At 64.4% G+C, this 14,118-nt stretch carries 14 protein-coding genes and 1 tRNA gene; 7 read left to right on the forward strand and 8 right to left on the reverse strand.

Features of this window, described 5'->3' with window-relative positions; translation table 11 throughout:
• The first annotated feature begins 89 nt into the window (after nt 1-89).
• The gene (locus EAE28_RS19055) at nt 90-644 is read left to right on the forward strand and encodes a fasciclin domain-containing protein (RefSeq protein ID WP_127109285.1); all 555 of its coding nucleotides are present in this window, start codon (nt 90-92) and stop codon (nt 642-644) included.
• A 186-nt stretch (nt 645-830) separates the two neighbouring features.
• Here the strand turns inward: EAE28_RS19055 and EAE28_RS19060 are convergent.
• A tRNA-Val gene (locus EAE28_RS19060) sits at nt 831-906 on the reverse strand.
• Between the two features lie 89 nt (nt 907-995).
• Between EAE28_RS19060 and EAE28_RS19065 the strand changes: the two genes are divergently transcribed.
• On the forward strand, nt 996-1,313 hold the full coding sequence (locus tag EAE28_RS19065) for a hypothetical protein (protein WP_127109287.1): 318 nt from the start codon (nt 996-998) through the stop codon (nt 1,311-1,313).
• A gap of 104 nt (nt 1,314-1,417) precedes the next feature.
• Nucleotides 1,418-1,600, forward strand: a complete 183-nt coding sequence (locus EAE28_RS19070; RefSeq protein ID WP_127109289.1) for a hypothetical protein — start codon at nt 1,418-1,420, stop codon at nt 1,598-1,600.
• 80 nt (nt 1,601-1,680) lie between these two features.
• Here EAE28_RS19070 and EAE28_RS19075 read toward each other — a convergent pair whose 3' ends face one another.
• From EAE28_RS19075 to glyA, 3 genes are read right to left on the reverse strand one after another with little or no spacing between them, the layout of a single operon-like run.
• The gene (locus EAE28_RS19075; RefSeq protein ID WP_127109291.1) at nt 1,681-2,463 is read right to left on the reverse strand and encodes an alpha/beta fold hydrolase; all 783 of its coding nucleotides are present in this window, start codon (nt 2,461-2,463) and stop codon (nt 1,681-1,683) included.
• Between the two features lie 7 nt (nt 2,464-2,470).
• Nucleotides 2,471-3,289, reverse strand: a complete 819-nt coding sequence (locus EAE28_RS19080; RefSeq protein WP_127109293.1) for a DUF817 family protein — start codon at nt 3,287-3,289, stop codon at nt 2,471-2,473.
• 38 nt (nt 3,290-3,327) lie between these two features.
• On the reverse strand, nt 3,328-4,614 hold the full coding sequence (gene glyA, locus EAE28_RS19085; protein WP_127109295.1) for a serine hydroxymethyltransferase: 1,287 nt from the start codon (nt 4,612-4,614) through the stop codon (nt 3,328-3,330).
• Between the two features lie 173 nt (nt 4,615-4,787).
• On the opposite strand from glyA, the gene EAE28_RS19090 reads away from it, so the two are divergent.
• Nucleotides 4,788-5,570: an NAD kinase gene (locus EAE28_RS19090; protein WP_246022479.1), complete on the forward strand. Its 783-nt coding sequence runs from the start codon at nt 4,788-4,790 to the stop codon at nt 5,568-5,570.
• A gap of 362 nt (nt 5,571-5,932) precedes the next feature.
• Entirely contained in the window at nt 5,933-7,165 is a 1,233-nt protein-coding gene (locus EAE28_RS19095) for an MFS transporter (protein WP_127109299.1), read from the forward strand.
• Here EAE28_RS19095 and EAE28_RS19100 read toward each other — a convergent pair whose 3' ends face one another.
• Nucleotides 7,166-8,176, reverse strand: coding sequence for an NAD-dependent epimerase/dehydratase family protein (locus EAE28_RS19100; RefSeq protein WP_127109301.1), 1,011 nt, complete (start codon nt 8,174-8,176; stop codon nt 7,166-7,168). It lies immediately after the preceding gene.
• 80 nt (nt 8,177-8,256) lie between these two features.
• Nucleotides 8,257-9,930 carry an acyl-CoA dehydrogenase family protein gene (locus EAE28_RS19105; protein WP_127109303.1) on the reverse strand — a complete coding sequence of 558 codons (1,674 nt, stop codon included), beginning with the start codon at nt 9,928-9,930 and terminating at the stop codon, nt 8,257-8,259.
• A gap of 163 nt (nt 9,931-10,093) precedes the next feature.
• Between EAE28_RS19105 and EAE28_RS19110 the strand changes: the two genes are divergently transcribed.
• Nucleotides 10,094-10,864, forward strand: a complete 771-nt coding sequence (locus EAE28_RS19110) for a sulfite exporter TauE/SafE family protein (protein WP_127109305.1) — start codon at nt 10,094-10,096, stop codon at nt 10,862-10,864.
• Here the strand turns inward: EAE28_RS19110 and EAE28_RS19115 are convergent.
• The gene (locus tag EAE28_RS19115; protein WP_127109307.1) at nt 10,833-11,450 is read right to left on the reverse strand and encodes a DUF3859 domain-containing protein; all 618 of its coding nucleotides are present in this window, start codon (nt 11,448-11,450) and stop codon (nt 10,833-10,835) included. The two genes, EAE28_RS19110 and EAE28_RS19115, sit on opposite strands and share 32 nt — an antisense overlap.
• Nucleotides 11,443-13,041, reverse strand: a complete 1,599-nt coding sequence (locus EAE28_RS19120) for a phosphoenolpyruvate carboxykinase (RefSeq protein WP_127109309.1) — start codon at nt 13,039-13,041, stop codon at nt 11,443-11,445. The genes EAE28_RS19115 and EAE28_RS19120 overlap by 8 nt, the downstream gene beginning before the upstream one ends.
• Nucleotides 13,042-13,392: 351 nt before the next feature.
• Here EAE28_RS19120 and EAE28_RS19125 point away from each other — a divergent pair, with 351 nt between their 5' ends.
• Nucleotides 13,393-14,094 carry a response regulator transcription factor gene (locus tag EAE28_RS19125; protein WP_127109311.1) on the forward strand — a complete coding sequence of 234 codons (702 nt, stop codon included), beginning with the start codon at nt 13,393-13,395 and terminating at the stop codon, nt 14,092-14,094.
• Nucleotides 14,095-14,118 lie beyond the last annotated feature (24 nt).

Here is a 14,118-nt window from a genome sequence, read left to right on the forward strand (position 1 = left end):
AAAAATCAGAGCCTGAAACTTCCGCCCCCAGCCTTTCGTTCTTAACCCATAGGCCACCGAGCCTGATGACCACTAACAGGAGATCTACGATGAAAACCCTTTTTGCCGCTGCCGCCGTTGCGATGACCGCTCTGGGCTCGAGTGTTGCTTTCGCCGAAAACCCGATGGTGGGCGGCGCCGAGATGTTCGCCGACCGCAACATCGTCGAGAACGCCGTGAACTCGGCTGACCACACCACGCTGGTTGCCGCCGTGCAGGCCGCTGGTCTGGTTGACACGCTGTCGGGTGAAGGCCCGTTCACCGTGTTCGCGCCGACCAACGAAGCTTTCGCCATGCTGCCCGAGGGCACCGTCGAATCGCTTCTGCTGCCGGCCAACCTGAGCCAGCTGCAGCAGATCCTGACCTGCCACGTTGTCGCGGGTGACGTCATGAGCGGTGCGATCCGTTCGATGATCGAAAACGATGGCGGCAGCCACCCGTTCACCACCGTTGGCGGCTGTACCTTCACGCTGATCATGGACCCCAACAACACGATCCAGATCCGTGACGGCATGGGCAACATTGCCGACGTGACCATTGCCGACGTCGAGCAGTCGAACGGCGTGATCCACGTGATCGACCACGTCCTGATGCCGCAAATGTAAGCGGCCAAGGATACCCCGAAAGGGTTGGCTGCCTGTCCCCCAATCACAGGTGGTCGATCCCCGGCCCCGGCGCTCTGCGCCGGGGCTTTTTTATTGATCAGAAGTCCCGGCGCTCTGCGCCGGCATTTTTAATGATCACCAGCCCCGGTGCCGGGTGCCGGGGGGAACATCACTGAAAGGGAAAGATGGTGGGTAATGACGGGCTCGAACCGCCGACATTCTCGGTGTAAACGAGACGCTCTACCAACTGAGCTAATCACCCGCGCGGCTCTCTTAGCGCAAGCCGGGTGGGAATCGCAAGACGTGTTGTTGTTAAGTCTGCGTTAACTATCGGTATGCCAAAGTGCCGGTATGCGTCTTGCCCTTGCCCTTGTTGTCCTTCTTGCCGCCTGTGCCTCGCCTGACCGGGCGTTCTGGGGCAGCGAAGAACAGCGCATCACCATCGACGGGCGCGCCTATGCGGTCTTTGTCCGGCGCACGCCGGGCGAATCGCGCCCGCGTGTGCAGGTGATCCGTCTGGGCTATGCCCGTCGCCCCGAACATCCGGCGATCCTGATCGCCATGCGGCAGGCGGCGGAACAGGTCAGTGGTTGCCTGCTGATAGAAGGCAGCGCCGAAGGGGACAGCGGCGTGATGACCGCGCGGCTGGCCTGCGATGCGACAGGCTGAGCGTCACGTTCCTGCAGATACCTGCGGTCTATTTGCGCGAGATCAAGGAAAACTGCGGCTCGCTGGCCTAGTCTGCTGACTGAACGAGGTCAGGGGACAGCAAAATGCTCAGATTGATGATGCTCATCTACTCGATTGCGGGTGCCACCATGGCCGGGATCGGCGTCATCGTCGCAGTGACCCTGAATCTGTATGACTTCCAGTCGATCATCGTCGCTGCAGCGCTGGGCGCACTACTGGCCCTGCCAGTGTCCTGGCTGGTCGCCCGGAAGCTCGAAGGGATCTGAGCGAATACCGCAATAGCGCGGCCGCGCCAACCACATGGCCGTGCTTGGCGCCGGGGACCTGAGGAGGGGCCCCGGCGTTCTTATTTGGCGGCCCCCAGAAACACCCGCAACGACGCTTCGAAATCGCGCGGTTTCTCGGCATGCAGCCAATGGCCGGCGCCGGGAAGCTTGGCCATCCGCGCCTGCGGGAACAGCGCGCGGATCAGGGGGCGGGCCTCGGCCTGCACATAGTCACTGTCGCCGCCGGACAGGAAAAGCACCGGGCCTTCATAGGGGACAGGGTTCTGCAGATCCGGCCAGCCGGTGATCAGATCCATCTGCCGCTCAAGCGCGTCCAGATTGAGCCGCCAGCATGGCGGTTCGGCCTTGAGATCCAGAGACTGCAGCAAGAACGCCCGTACTGACGGGGTGTCGACCTCGGCACTCAGCCGCCTGTCGGCTTCGGCCCGGCTGTCCAGCCCGGTCAGATCCAGCCCTCGCATGGCGGCGATCAGGTGGTTCTGGCTGTGCGGGTAGCGCACCGGCGCGATGTCGGCCACCACCAGCCGGTTCACCAGTTCGGGCCGGGTCAGCGCCAGCAGCATCGACGCCTTGCCGCCCATCGAGTGACCGACGACATCCATCGCGTGGCCCTCGGCCTCGATCACCGCGGCCAGATCTCCGGCCATCGCGGCGTAGGTGTGGGTGTCGTCCCAGAAACTGCCCGCGTGGTTGCGCATGTCGACGGTGATGACCTCGCGGTCATTCGACATCCGCTTGGCGATCGCCCCCCAATTGCGGGCCGAGCCAAAAAGGCCGTGGACGATCATGAGAGGCGGCAGATCGCCGGGTGTGCCAAAACGGATCAAATTCAGCAGGGGCATGGGCACCTCACAGAGAGTCGCGTGTCACAGGCGCGCGCCGGGTCGCGCCGGGCAGGACGATAAGCGCCACCATCAGCGCCACGCACAGGAACAAAAACCACGAGCCCATGGTGGCCAGACTGACCCACTCATAGGTCCGCTGGCCGTCATAGAGCCACGTGCCGGTAATCGTGCCAAGGTTCTCGGCCAGCCAGACGCCCAGCGCTGACAGGAACAGGGACAGCAACATCGGCATCCACCAGCGCCGCCCGGTGAACGGGGTGAACCAGATCCGCGTTCGGGCGAACAGCGCCACGGTGGCGACGAACAGCGCCAGCCGGATATCGACGAAGAAATGCTGGGTGAAGAAGTTCATGTAGATCAGCGCGGCCAGCCCGATGGCGGCCCAACGCGGCGGGAAGGGGGCAAAGACCATCTCGAAGATGCGGATCATGCGCAGCACGCAAACCCCGACCGCGGCATACATCGCCCCGACGAACAGCGGCACATGCGCAATGGCAAAGACGCCTTCCTCAGGATAGGCCCAGTTGCCGGCGGCGGTGTTGTACCACTCCATCCCCAGCCCGAGCACCGAAAAGGCCACCAGCGCGGCGACCTCTTCGCGCGATTCCAGCCGGAACAGCAAGAACAACGCCTGTGCGCTCAGCGCCACCAGAAACAGCGCGTCATAGCGCGCCATCGGCCAGTCGTTGTTCCAGAACACGGTCGACAGGGCGATGGCAACCATCAGCACGCCACCAAAGAGCCCGGCCCACAGGTGCTTGAGCACGAACATGCCCGGCTCTTCGATGGCGGCAGGAAGCCGCGCGCGGACGAAATCGCCCATCGCGCGTTCCAGTTTCCGTGTGGCCTGACCGCCCAGGATCAGAGACCGGGGTAAAGCGGGAAGCGGTCACACAGGGCTTTGACCTTGGCGCGCACGGCTTCTTCCACCGCACCGTTGTCAGCCTCGCCATGCGCAGCCAGCCCGTCGACGACTTCGACGATCCAGTCGGCGATGTCGCGGAACTCGGCCTCGCCGAAGCCACGGGTGGTGCCCGCCGGGGTGCCCAGACGGATGCCCGAGGTCACGAACGGCTTTTCGGGGTCAAACGGCACGCCGTTCTTGTTGCAGGTGATATGCGCGCGACCCAAGGCAGCCTCGGTCGCCTTGCCGGTCACGCCTTTGGGGCGCAGGTCGGCAAGCATCAGGTGGTTGTCGGTCCCGCCCGAGACGATGTCGATGCCACCCTTCATCAGCTGGTCGGCCATCGCTTGCGCGTTCTTGACCACCTGCGCGGCGTAATCCTTGAACGAGGGGTCCAGCGCCTCGCCGAAGGCCACGGCCTTGGCGGCGATGACATGCATCAGCGGGCCGCCCTGCAGGCCGGGGAACACGGCCGAGTTCATCTTCTTGGCGATGGCCTCGTCATTGGTCAGGATCATCCCGCCGCGCGGACCGCGCAGGGATTTATGCGTGGTGGTGGTGACCACATGCGCATGCTCCAGCGGCGAGGGATGCACGCCACCGGCGACCAGACCGGCGATATGTGCCATGTCAACGTGCAGATAGGCGCCGACCTCATCCGCGATCTCGCGGAAGGCTTTCCAGTCCCAGGTCCGGCTATAGGCGGTGCCGCCGGCAAGGATCAGCTTGGGCTTGCATTCCAGCGCCTGCGCGCGGATGGCGTCCATGTCCAGAAGCTGATCCTGCGCGCGCACGCCGTAGGACACCACGTTGAACCACTTGCCCGACATGTTCACCGGCGAGCCATGCGTCAGGTGCCCGCCCGAGTTCAGGTCCAGCCCCATGAACGTGTCGCCCGGTTGCAGCAGAGCCAGGAATACGGCCTGGTTCATCTGGCTGCCCGAGTTGGGCTGCACGTTGGCATAGTTGCAGTTGAACAGCTGCTTGGCGCGCTCGATCGCCAGCTCTTCGGCGATATCGACGAACTGACAGCCGCCGTAATAGCGCTTGCCCGGATAGCCTTCGGCGTATTTGTTGGTCATGACCGAGCCCTGCGCCTGCATCACGGCCTTGGACACGATGTTTTCGCTGGCGATCAGCTCGATCTCGTCGCGCTGGCGACCCAGTTCGAGGTCGATGGCCCGGGCGATCTGCGGATCACGGGTGGCGAGGTCTTCGGTGAAGAAACCGTTCGAGGGGGTCATGCGCGTCTCCGGCGGTTGGACGGGTCGGGATGTCCGGTCTTTATCGCAGCGTGCGCTCTACGAAAAGCGATGAAAACGCCGCATCGGGCATCGGAAGCGAAATGCCCTTTCCGATTGCGAGCCCGGCGCGCATTTGCGAAACCTGTACCACGGAACGCGAAGGAGAGCGGACAGTGCCAGAGCAGCAGCATCCCCTGCGGGGAGCGATCGTCTTTCTGGCCAGCCAGACCGATGCCGCGCAGCAGGCGCGCGCCGAACTGGTCGCGCTTTACGGCGACGCGCCGCTGTCTCAGGCCGGGGTGATCGTCGCGCTGGGTGGCGACGGGTTCATGCTGGAAACCCTGCACGCGACGCAATCGCGCGACGTGCCGGTCTACGGGATGAACCGCGGCACGGTGGGGTTCCTGATGAACTCGTACACCACCGAGGATCTGCCTGAACGGCTGGCGGCAGCGCAGGAGACGGTGCTCAACCCGCTGGCGATGCGCGCGACGGATCGTAAGGGCCATGTCCACGAGGCGCTGGCGATCAACGAGGTCTCCCTGCTGCGCTCGGGACCGCAGGCGGTGCGGCTGCGGATCTCGGTCGACGGGCGCGTGCGGATGGAGGAACTGGTCTGCGACGGCGCGCTGGTCTCCACGCCTGCGGGCTCGACGGCGTATAACTATTCGGCTCACGGCCCGATCCTGCCGATCGAGGCGGATGTGCTGGCGCTGACCGCCATGGCCGCCTTCCGCCCCCGCCGCTGGCGCGGCGCTTTGTTGCCCAAGTCTGCCACCGTACGCTTTGATGTGCTCGACCCCGAGAAGCGCCCCGTGATGGCTGAAGGCGACGGACAATCGGTGCGCGATGTCGTCACCGTCGAGATTCGCTCGGAACCGGCCGTGCGCCACCGGCTGCTGTTCGATCCCGGGCACGGGTTGGAAGAACGCCTGATCCGCGAGCAGTTCTTCTAGGGGCTCCCGCCCGTCGCGACAGGATCAAAGATCCAGCCGCTCCCGTTGGGCCGGGCGCGCCGCTGACGCGGCGCGCAAAGGGGGGCTTTCCGCCCCCCTCTTCGGCTGACGCCGAATTCACCCCCCGAGGATATTTAAGGCATAAAGTTGTACGGTTAACGGAACGTTGCGCTCCAACTTTATGCTTCAAATATCCACGGGGGGTTTCCAAAGGGGGGCGCGTGCGTCCCCCTTTGGCGAGGGGGTGCGGGGGGCGAGCAGCCCCCCGCTTTCCCGCCGTCGCCGAAATTCGACACGGTCGGCGTCGCCTTTGGAAGCGACAGCGCCACCGCTTTGCGGTCCCGTCGCCGTCGGAGGCCCCGATGTTTGAACGTTCCATTCCCGAGTGGCTGCGCCACCCGCCCTCTGCTGCCGCCCACAAACCCGGCGCGCGGGCCTTTGCCACGCTCTCGGGCGTTGAGGCGATGATTCGCGGCAGTTTGCTCTCGGTGTTTCCGCTGGCGATGTATGCCGCCCTTGGCGATGCCGCCACGGTGTCGACCGTTTATTTCGCCGTCGGGCTGACCTCGCTCTGCGTGGGTCTGTTGTTGCCCTGGGTCAATCGGCTGATCCCGCGGCGCTGGCTCTATACGTTGGGTGCCAGCCTGTATGTCGTTGGCGGGATTTGCGGGGCGATGGGCGGGCTGATGGTCATCGCGGCGCTGGTGTGCTGCACGCTGGCGACGGTGACCTGTTTCATCTGCCTGAATGCCTATGTGCTCGACTATGTCGCCAAGAACGATCTGGGCAAGACCGAGACCCTGCGCATGTTCTACTCGGCGCTGGCGTGGAGCGCCGGGCCGGTCAGCGGCGTTGCCCTGATGAAGCTCTGGCCGCCCGCGCCCTTCCTGCTGGCGGCGGTGTTCGCGCTGGTGCAGATCAGCGTGTTCTGGTGGTTGCGGCTGGGCAATGGCAAGCTGATCCAGAAGGCGCGCGACGCGGCCCCCAATCCGGTGGCGTTTCTGGGCCGGTTCTTTGCCCAGCCCCGGCTGATCGCCGGCTGGCTGTTTGCCGTGCTGCGCTCGTGTGGCTGGTGGGGCTATATCGTCTATCTGCCGCTTTATGCGATCGAGAGCGGGCTGAACCCGGAACTGGGCGGTATCCTTGTTTCGACCACCAACGCCTTCCTGTTCATCACGCCGCTGATGCTGCGCTGGGTGCAGCGGCATTCGGTGCGGACGGCTGTGCGGACCGGGTTCTTTTGCGCCTCGGTCGGGTTTCTGCTGGCGGCCCTTTCGCCGGTGCCCGCGCTGGCCGTGGCCTGTCTCTTCGCAGCTTCGGCCTTTCTGGTGTTGCTCGACGTGTCCGGTGGGTTGCCGTTCCTGATGGCCGTCAAACCGTCCGAGCGCACCGAAATGGCCGCCGTTTATTCCAGCTTTCGCGATGTCTCGGGGGTGATGACGCCGGGTCTGGGGGCGGTGATCTTGCTGTTTGCGCCCATTCAGGGGATTTTCGCCGCCGTCGGCCTGGGGCTGGGGGTGATGTATCTGGTGGCCGGGCGGTTGCATCCGGCGCTGGGCGTTGCCCCTTCGGCGCGGGTGCGGCGGGCGGCCTGATCAGGCGCCCATGGCCACCAGCGCCGCCGCGCAATCCTTGATCGCGGTCTCGACCGGGACAAAGCGCATCCCCAGTTCTTGCTGTGCGCGGCTGGTGTCCAGCACGCGCCGCTCGCCAAGCATGGCTGCGCTCTCGCGCACATCGGCATCGACCAGACCCAGCAACCGGATCACCCAGTTCGGGGCCTCGCGCCGCACCAGTTTGCGGTCGGGATAGGTCTGTTGCAGCAGCCGCGCGATGTCGATCAGCCAGAGCGAGCCCGAAGCCCCCAGATACCGCCCGCCAATGCTGGCGTCCGTTTCCAGCGCCGCCAGATGCATGCGCGCGATGTCACGCACATCGGCGACGGGCAGGCCCATATGGGGCAGGGCGGGGTCTTTGCCGGACAAGAGCCGCCGGATCAGCGCAACCGACGACCCGAAGTTCCCGTCCAGCGGCGGGCCCAGCACCCAGCCCGGGTTGATCGTGCTCAGCGCCAGATCCCGGTCTCCGGCGATCTGCCAGGCAAGGCGTTCGGCGATGGTCTTTGACGCCTCATACGGCCCGATGCGCCGGTCGGCGGGATCGGTCCAGTCCTTCTCGGTCGCGGGTCTGCGGGCGCGCACCTGGCCCCAGACAGCGGCACAGGAGGAGGTCAGCACGACCCGCCGCACCCCGGCATCGGCCGCAGCGGTCAGCGCGCGGCGGGTGCCATCGCGGGCGGGGGCAATGACCTCGTCGGCGTTGCGCGGGCGGGCGACTGGAAAGGGCGAGGCGGTGTGGATCAGCGCATCCTGCCCCGTCAGCGCCGCGCGCCAGCCGTCATCGCGGGTCAGGTCCAGCGCGGCGAAATCAAGCCGTTCGATGGCGCGAAAGCTTGACAGGAAGGGGGCGATGGCGGCGCGGACCTCATCCGCGCGCTCAAGGTTGCGCAGCGAGCCGGTGACGCGATGCCCGGCCTCAAGCGCCTGCAACGCGATGTGTTTGGCAATGAAGCCCGAAACCCCGGTGATGAAAGCCCGCTGTGCCATGCCGTCTCCGCTCGCGGCGTCCATGAAACGCGGAACGCCGGGCAAAAGTGCCCGGCGTCCGGTCTTTGGTCAAGCGTTGCTCAGTCCAGAAGCCGCCGCGCGATGACCTGCGCCTGAATTTCGCCCGCACCTTCAAAGATGTTGAGGATGCGCGCGTCGCACAGGATGCGGCTGATGGTGTATTCCAGCGCGAACCCATTGCCGCCGTGGATCTGCAACGCGTTATCCGCCGCCGCCCAGGCCACGCGCGCGCCCAGCAGTTTGGCCATGCCCGCCTCAAGATCGCAGCGCTTGTCGTGGTCTTTCTGCCAGGCGCTGAAATAGGTCAGCTGGCGCGCCACCATGATTTCGACCGCCATCATCGCCAGCTTGTCGGCGACGCGGGGGAAGTTGATCAGCGCGCGGCCGAACTGCTTGCGGTCCTCGGCATAGCCCATGCCGACCTCAAGCGCGTTCTGCGCCACGCCGATGGCGCGGGCGGCGGTCTGGATGCGCGCACTCTCGAAGGTCTGCATGAGCTGTTTGAAGCCCTTGCCCTCTTCCCCGCCCAGCAGGTTCTCGCCCTTTACCTTGAAGCCGTCAAAACCCAGTTCGTATTCCTTCATGCCACGGTAACCCAGCACTTCGATCTCGCCGCCGGTCATGCCGGGGGTGGGGAAGGGCTCGGCGTCGGTGCCGGGGATCTTTTCGGCCAGAAACATGCTCAGGCCGCGGTAATCCGTGGTGTTGGGATCGGTGCGCGCCAGCAGGGTCATCACATGGGTCCGCGCGGCATGGGTGATCCAGGTTTTGTTGCCGGTGACTTCGTAATCGCCGCTGTCGGTCTTGACCGCGCGGGTGCGCAGGCTGCCCAGATCCGAGCCTGTGTTGGGTTCGGTGAACACCGCTGTCGGCAGGATCTCGGCCGAGGCGATGCGCGGCAGCCAGCTGGCTTTTTGTTCATCGGTGCCACCCGCGAGGATCAGCTCGGCGGCAATCTCGCTGCGCGTCCCCAACGAGCCGACCCCGATATAGCCGCGCGAGAGTTCCTCGGACACCACGACCATCGAGGCTTTGCTCAGACCAAAGCCGCCGAATTCCTCAGGGATGGTCAGGCCGAAGACGCCCATTTCCGCCAGCGATTCGATGATTTCCATCGGGATCAGCTGGTCCTTCAGGTGCCACTCATGCGCATAGGGCACGACCTGTTCATCGGCAAAGCGGCGGAACTGGTCGCGGATCATCTCCAGCTCTTCGTCCAGCCCCGAGGCGCCAAAGGTCGCGCGGCCATGGTTGTCGCGCATCAGGTCGACCAGACGCGCCCGTGCGGCAGGCGCGTTGCCCGCCAGAATGGGTTGACCGGCCAGCGGAGCCATGTCGGCAGGGGTCAGGCCGATGTCGCCGGGGCGCAGGATCTCGCCCTGCGTCATCGGGATACCGCCCAGGATCTGCGCCAGATATTCGCCGCAGCCGATCTGCAGGATCAGCGCTTCCATCTCGCCAAAGCGGCCCTCAGCGTTTAGCTTCTCCGCCCATGCGCCCATCTGCTTGATGCTTTCCACATAGGTCGCCAGCCACGCCAGCCCATGCGCGGCGCGCTGGTTCTGGTCGATCAGCTTTGCCTGCACCTTGCCGCCGTCACTGACCAGCGTGCGCAGACGCTCGGTCGCGGTGGCCAGCAGGGCGGCCAGCGGCGCTTGCAGGGCGGCGACATGCGACGTCAGGCCGTCCATCAGGGCGGTGTCTGCGGTCATGGTCTGTCCATCATGGGGCATGGGCGGCTCCTTTGAATGCTGGTGCAGCGATAGCTTTTTCGCAGTCGCAGCGCAACAATAATTCAACGAGATGCTGTGTTTCGCATGAAAGTGTCGCGCCCATTTTTGCCGTGCAGCCGGTTTTGCCGCGCGCTAAGACGATGCCGGCATAAGGATTTCTGACATGGATACCATCGTCGCGGGCCTCCCGCTCTGGGCATTTCTTGCGGCCTGCGCGGTCACGCTGTTCGCCGGTTTCGTCAAAGGTGCGATCGGTTTTGCCATGCCGCTGATCCTGATCGCGGTGCTGCCGTCCTTCATGTCAGCGCAAACCGCGCTGGCCGCGCTGATCCTGCCGGTGCTGGCGTCAAACTTGCACCAGTCGCTACGGCAGGGGATGGCCCCCGCCTTGGCCTCGGGGCGCAAGTTCTGGCGGATCATTCTGGCGACGATGGTGGGCATCGTGATCTCGGCCCCCTTTGTCGTGGTGCTGCCGCAGCAGATCCTGTTCTTGCTGCTGGGCGTCGCGGTCTTCGGCTTTGCGCTGCTGCAACTGAGCGGCTGGTCGCCCGACATCCCGCCCGGTCGCCGCAACATCATCGAGCTGGGCACCGGGCTGATCGGCGGGCTTTACGGCGGGATCGCGGGCACCTGGGGTCCGCCCGCCATCGTCTATCTGCTGGCCGCCAAGGTCGAAAAGACCGAGATGGTCCGCGTGATGAGCGTGATCTTCACCATGGGCGCGGTGGTGCTGACGCTGGCGCATCTGCGCTCGGGCGTGCTGAACGCGGTGACGATCTGGCTGTCGGCGGCAATGCTGGTGCCTGCGGGGCTGGGCATGGCGCTGGGCTACCGCGCGCATGACGTCATGGATCAGGCGCGCTTTCGCCGCTACACGCTGATCCTGTTGCTGCTCAGCTCGCTTAACCTGCTGCGCCGGGGGATCTTTGGCTGAGCAATGACAGCAGCGCGTCGCCCTGACAGAGCTGCGCGAGGGCAGGGAGTTCGGCGGGCGTGGTCACGGTGAACAGCACCGAGAACAGCAGCTCGCCCCCGGCCTCGGCAGTAAAGGTCCACTCGCCGGGTTGCAGCTCTTCGGTCGTGTCGAACTGGAAGAACACGGTGTCGATGGTGCCGACCACCAGCGAACCGGTCCAGCTTTGCGAGGTCGTCGCACTGGGCGGCATCGGCGGGTGCGTGACGGTGTAGTGCGTCGGCAGCACCATTCCGGGGGCCAGCGACGGGTCCGATAGCTGATAGCGCACGCCAAAGCCCAGACCGATCACGGCAGGGGCCGCGTTGCCTTGCGCGACCATCTCGACCGGGCTGTCAGGCACATGCACCCAACCCGCCATCGTATCGGGGGCAGGGCGGCGGTCGCCTTCGGGCGGCGCGCAGAACAGGCCCGGGGTCAGGTTCTGCACTCGCGGTGACACGGTCCCCATCGGCTGCGCGATGGCCACTGCGCCAAACAGGCAAAGCCCCGCAACCAGTGCGGGGCCTGCCAGAGCGTAGAGCGACCGTGCCAAGGGCTTAGCCAATCGCAGCCGCTTTCACGTCGTCGTCGATATAGGGCACGTATTGCGCGAAGTTCTCGCTGAACATGCTGACCAGCTTCTTGGCCTGCGCGTCATACGCCGCCGGATCGGCCCAGGTGCTGCGCGGGTCGAGCAGTTTGTCTTCGACGCCGGGGCAGGACACCGGAACCTCGAAGCCAAAGTTCGCATCCTTGCGGAACGCGCCCTTGGTCAGCGAGCCGTTCAGCGCGGCGGTCAGCAGCGCGCGGGTTGCCTTGATCGGCATCCGCTTGCCGGTGCCGAAGGCGCCGCCGGTCCAGCCGGTGTTGACCAGCCAGCATTCCGAGCCGAACTCGGCGATCTTGGCTTGCAGCAGCTTGCCGTAGACCTCAGGACGACGCGGCATGAAGGGCGCGCCAAAGCAGGTCGAGAAGGTCGGGGTCGGCTCGACAATGCCGCGCTCGGTGCCCGGCGTCTTCGAGGTGAAGCCCGACAGGAAGTGATACATCGCCTGCGCCGAGGTCAGCCGCGCGATCGGCGGCAGAACGCCGTAGGCGTCGCAGGTCAGCAGGATCACGTTCTTGGGGTGACCGCCAAGGCCGTTGTCCGACGCGTTCGAGATGAAATCGAGCGGATAGGCGCAACGCATGTTCTCGGTCAGGCTGCTGTCTTCAAAGTCCAGATCCAGCGTTTCGGGATCGAAGACCATGTTCTCGACCACGGTGCCGAATTTGGTCGTGGTCGCGTAGATTTCCGGCTCGGCCTCGGCCGACAGGTTGATCGTCTTGGCGTAGCAGCCACCTTCAAAGTTGAAGATGCCCTTTTCCGACCAGCCATGCTCGTCATCGCCGATCAGCGTGCGCGAGGGGTCGGCCGACAGCGTGGTCTTGCCGGTGCCCGACAGGCCAAAGAAGACGGCGGCGTCATCGGGATCGCCAATCGCGTGGTTGGCCGAGCAGTGCATCGCCATCACGCCCTTGCCGGGCAGGATGTAGTTGAGCAGCGTGAAGACCGACTTCTTGTTCTCGCCGGCGTATTCGGTGTTGGCGATCAGGATGATCTTGCGGTCGAAGTTCAGGGTGATGACCGTGTCGCTGCGGCAACCGTGACGCTCGGGATCAGCCTTGAACGAGGGGCAGTTGATGATCGTCCATTCGGGCACGAAGCTGTCGAGCTCTTCACGCGAAGGGCGGCGCAGCAGGTGGCGGATAAACAGGCCATGCCACGCCAGCTCGGTCACGACACGCACGTCAAGACGATGATCGGCATCGGCACCGCCGAACAGGTCTTGAACGAAATAGTCGCGGCCCGCCATATGGGCGATCATGTCGTCATAGAGACGATCGAAAGCCTCGGGGGTCATGGGGCGGTTGTTGTCCCACCAGATGGTATCTTCCACCGACGGGGTGCGCACGACGTGCTTGTCCTTGGGCGAGCGGCCAGTGAACTGGCCGGTCGTCACGAGGAACGAGCCGCCCTTGCCCAGCGTCCCTTCGCCACGATCAAGTGCGGCTTGCACCAGCGCGGGTTCGATCAGGTTATAGGCAACCGAACCCAGTCCGGTAATGCCCTGATCTTCGAGCCGTTGAGTGGGGTTGACGCGTCCTGCAGTCATTTGATCGCTCCTTAGCCTTGCCGCGTGGCTTGGAAATAGAAAAAACCCGGACCAGCCCCCTGCCTTGGGCGTTCCGGCGACTGGTCTCCTCAACCGTCATGTGGCCTATATCATGGCGATTTCGCGGAGGAACAGGACACATTTCCCCCTTTAGCGCCAACATGGCCGTGTTAACGCAAACTGTCGCAGCCAATCGGAACGCGATGTGCCGATAAGCGAATTCTTCACCCAAAGCGCGCTATTTTGGACTCAGTGCGTCACGCACTCTTGACTATTCAGTTGATTCTCTACGCGGAAAACACCACAATGATTAACAAAAAAGACCATTGAGCAGCATACAAGGACAGGCAAATGTCAAAGATAGCCCTTGTCGATGACGACAGGAACATCCTGACGTCGGTGTCGATCTCGCTTGAAGCCGAAGGCTTCGAGGTCGAGACCTACAACGATGGTCAGTCAGCGCTGGACGCGTTCAACCGCAAATTGCCGGATATGGCCGTGCTGGACATCAAGATGCCCCGCATGGACGGCATGGAGCTGCTTCAGCGCCTGCGCCAGAAGACGCAGATGCCGGTTATCTTCCTGACCTCCAAGGATGATGAGATCGACGAGGTGCTCGGCCTGCGCATGGGGGCGGACGATTACGTCAAGAAACCCTTCTCGCAGCGCCTGCTGATCGAACGGATCCGCTCGCTGCTGCGCCGTCAGCAAGCGGTCGAAACCAACGAGGTCGGCACGACCGAAGACACCAAGGTCATGACGCGCGGCTCGCTGTCGATGGACCCGCTGCGCCACGCCGTGACGTGGAAGGGCATGGATGTCACGCTGACCGTGACCGAATTCCTGCTGCTGCAGGCGCTGGCCCAGCGTCCTGGCTTTGTGAAAAGCCGCGACCAGCTGATGGACGTGGCCTATGACGATCAGGTCTATGTCGATGACCGCACGATCGACAGCCATATCAAGCGCCTGCGCAAGAAAATGCGCTCGGTCGACGAAGACTTCTCGTCCATCGAAACGCTTTACGGTATTGGCTACAAATACAACGAAGCCTGAGTTTCAGGTACGCCCACGATAACA

Source organism: Pararhodobacter zhoushanensis (assembly GCF_003990445.1).
Taxonomy (GTDB): domain Bacteria; phylum Pseudomonadota; class Alphaproteobacteria; order Rhodobacterales; family Rhodobacteraceae; genus Pararhodobacter; species Pararhodobacter zhoushanensis.

Excerpts from the sequence above, each read along its gene's own strand:
- EAE28_RS19075 (WP_127109291.1), bottom strand. The coding sequence starts at position 2,463 with ATGCCCCTGCTGAATTTGATCCGTTTTGGCACACCCGGCGATCTGCCG.
- EAE28_RS19125 (WP_127109311.1), top strand. The coding sequence starts at position 13,393 with ATGTCAAAGATAGCCCTTGTCGATGACGACAGGAACATCCTGACGTCG.
- EAE28_RS19110 (WP_127109305.1), top strand. The coding sequence starts at position 10,094 with ATGGATACCATCGTCGCGGGCCTCCCGCTCTGGGCATTTCTTGCGGCC.
- EAE28_RS19100 (WP_127109301.1), bottom strand. The coding sequence starts at position 8,176 with ATGGCACAGCGGGCTTTCATCACCGGGGTTTCGGGCTTCATTGCCAAA.
- EAE28_RS19095 (WP_127109299.1), top strand. The coding sequence starts at position 5,933 with ATGTTTGAACGTTCCATTCCCGAGTGGCTGCGCCACCCGCCCTCTGCT.
- glyA (WP_127109295.1), bottom strand. The coding sequence starts at position 4,614 with ATGACCCCCTCGAACGGTTTCTTCACCGAAGACCTCGCCACCCGTGAT.
- EAE28_RS19065 (WP_127109287.1), top strand. The coding sequence starts at position 996 with ATGCGTCTTGCCCTTGCCCTTGTTGTCCTTCTTGCCGCCTGTGCCTCG.
- EAE28_RS19070 (WP_127109289.1), top strand. The coding sequence starts at position 1,418 with ATGCTCAGATTGATGATGCTCATCTACTCGATTGCGGGTGCCACCATG.
- EAE28_RS19120 (WP_127109309.1), bottom strand. The coding sequence starts at position 13,041 with ATGACTGCAGGACGCGTCAACCCCACTCAACGGCTCGAAGATCAGGGC.
- EAE28_RS19080 (WP_127109293.1), bottom strand. The coding sequence starts at position 3,289 with ATGGGCGATTTCGTCCGCGCGCGGCTTCCTGCCGCCATCGAAGAGCCG.
- EAE28_RS19105 (WP_127109303.1), bottom strand. The coding sequence starts at position 9,930 with ATGCCCCATGATGGACAGACCATGACCGCAGACACCGCCCTGATGGAC.
- EAE28_RS19055 (WP_127109285.1), top strand. The coding sequence starts at position 90 with ATGAAAACCCTTTTTGCCGCTGCCGCCGTTGCGATGACCGCTCTGGGC.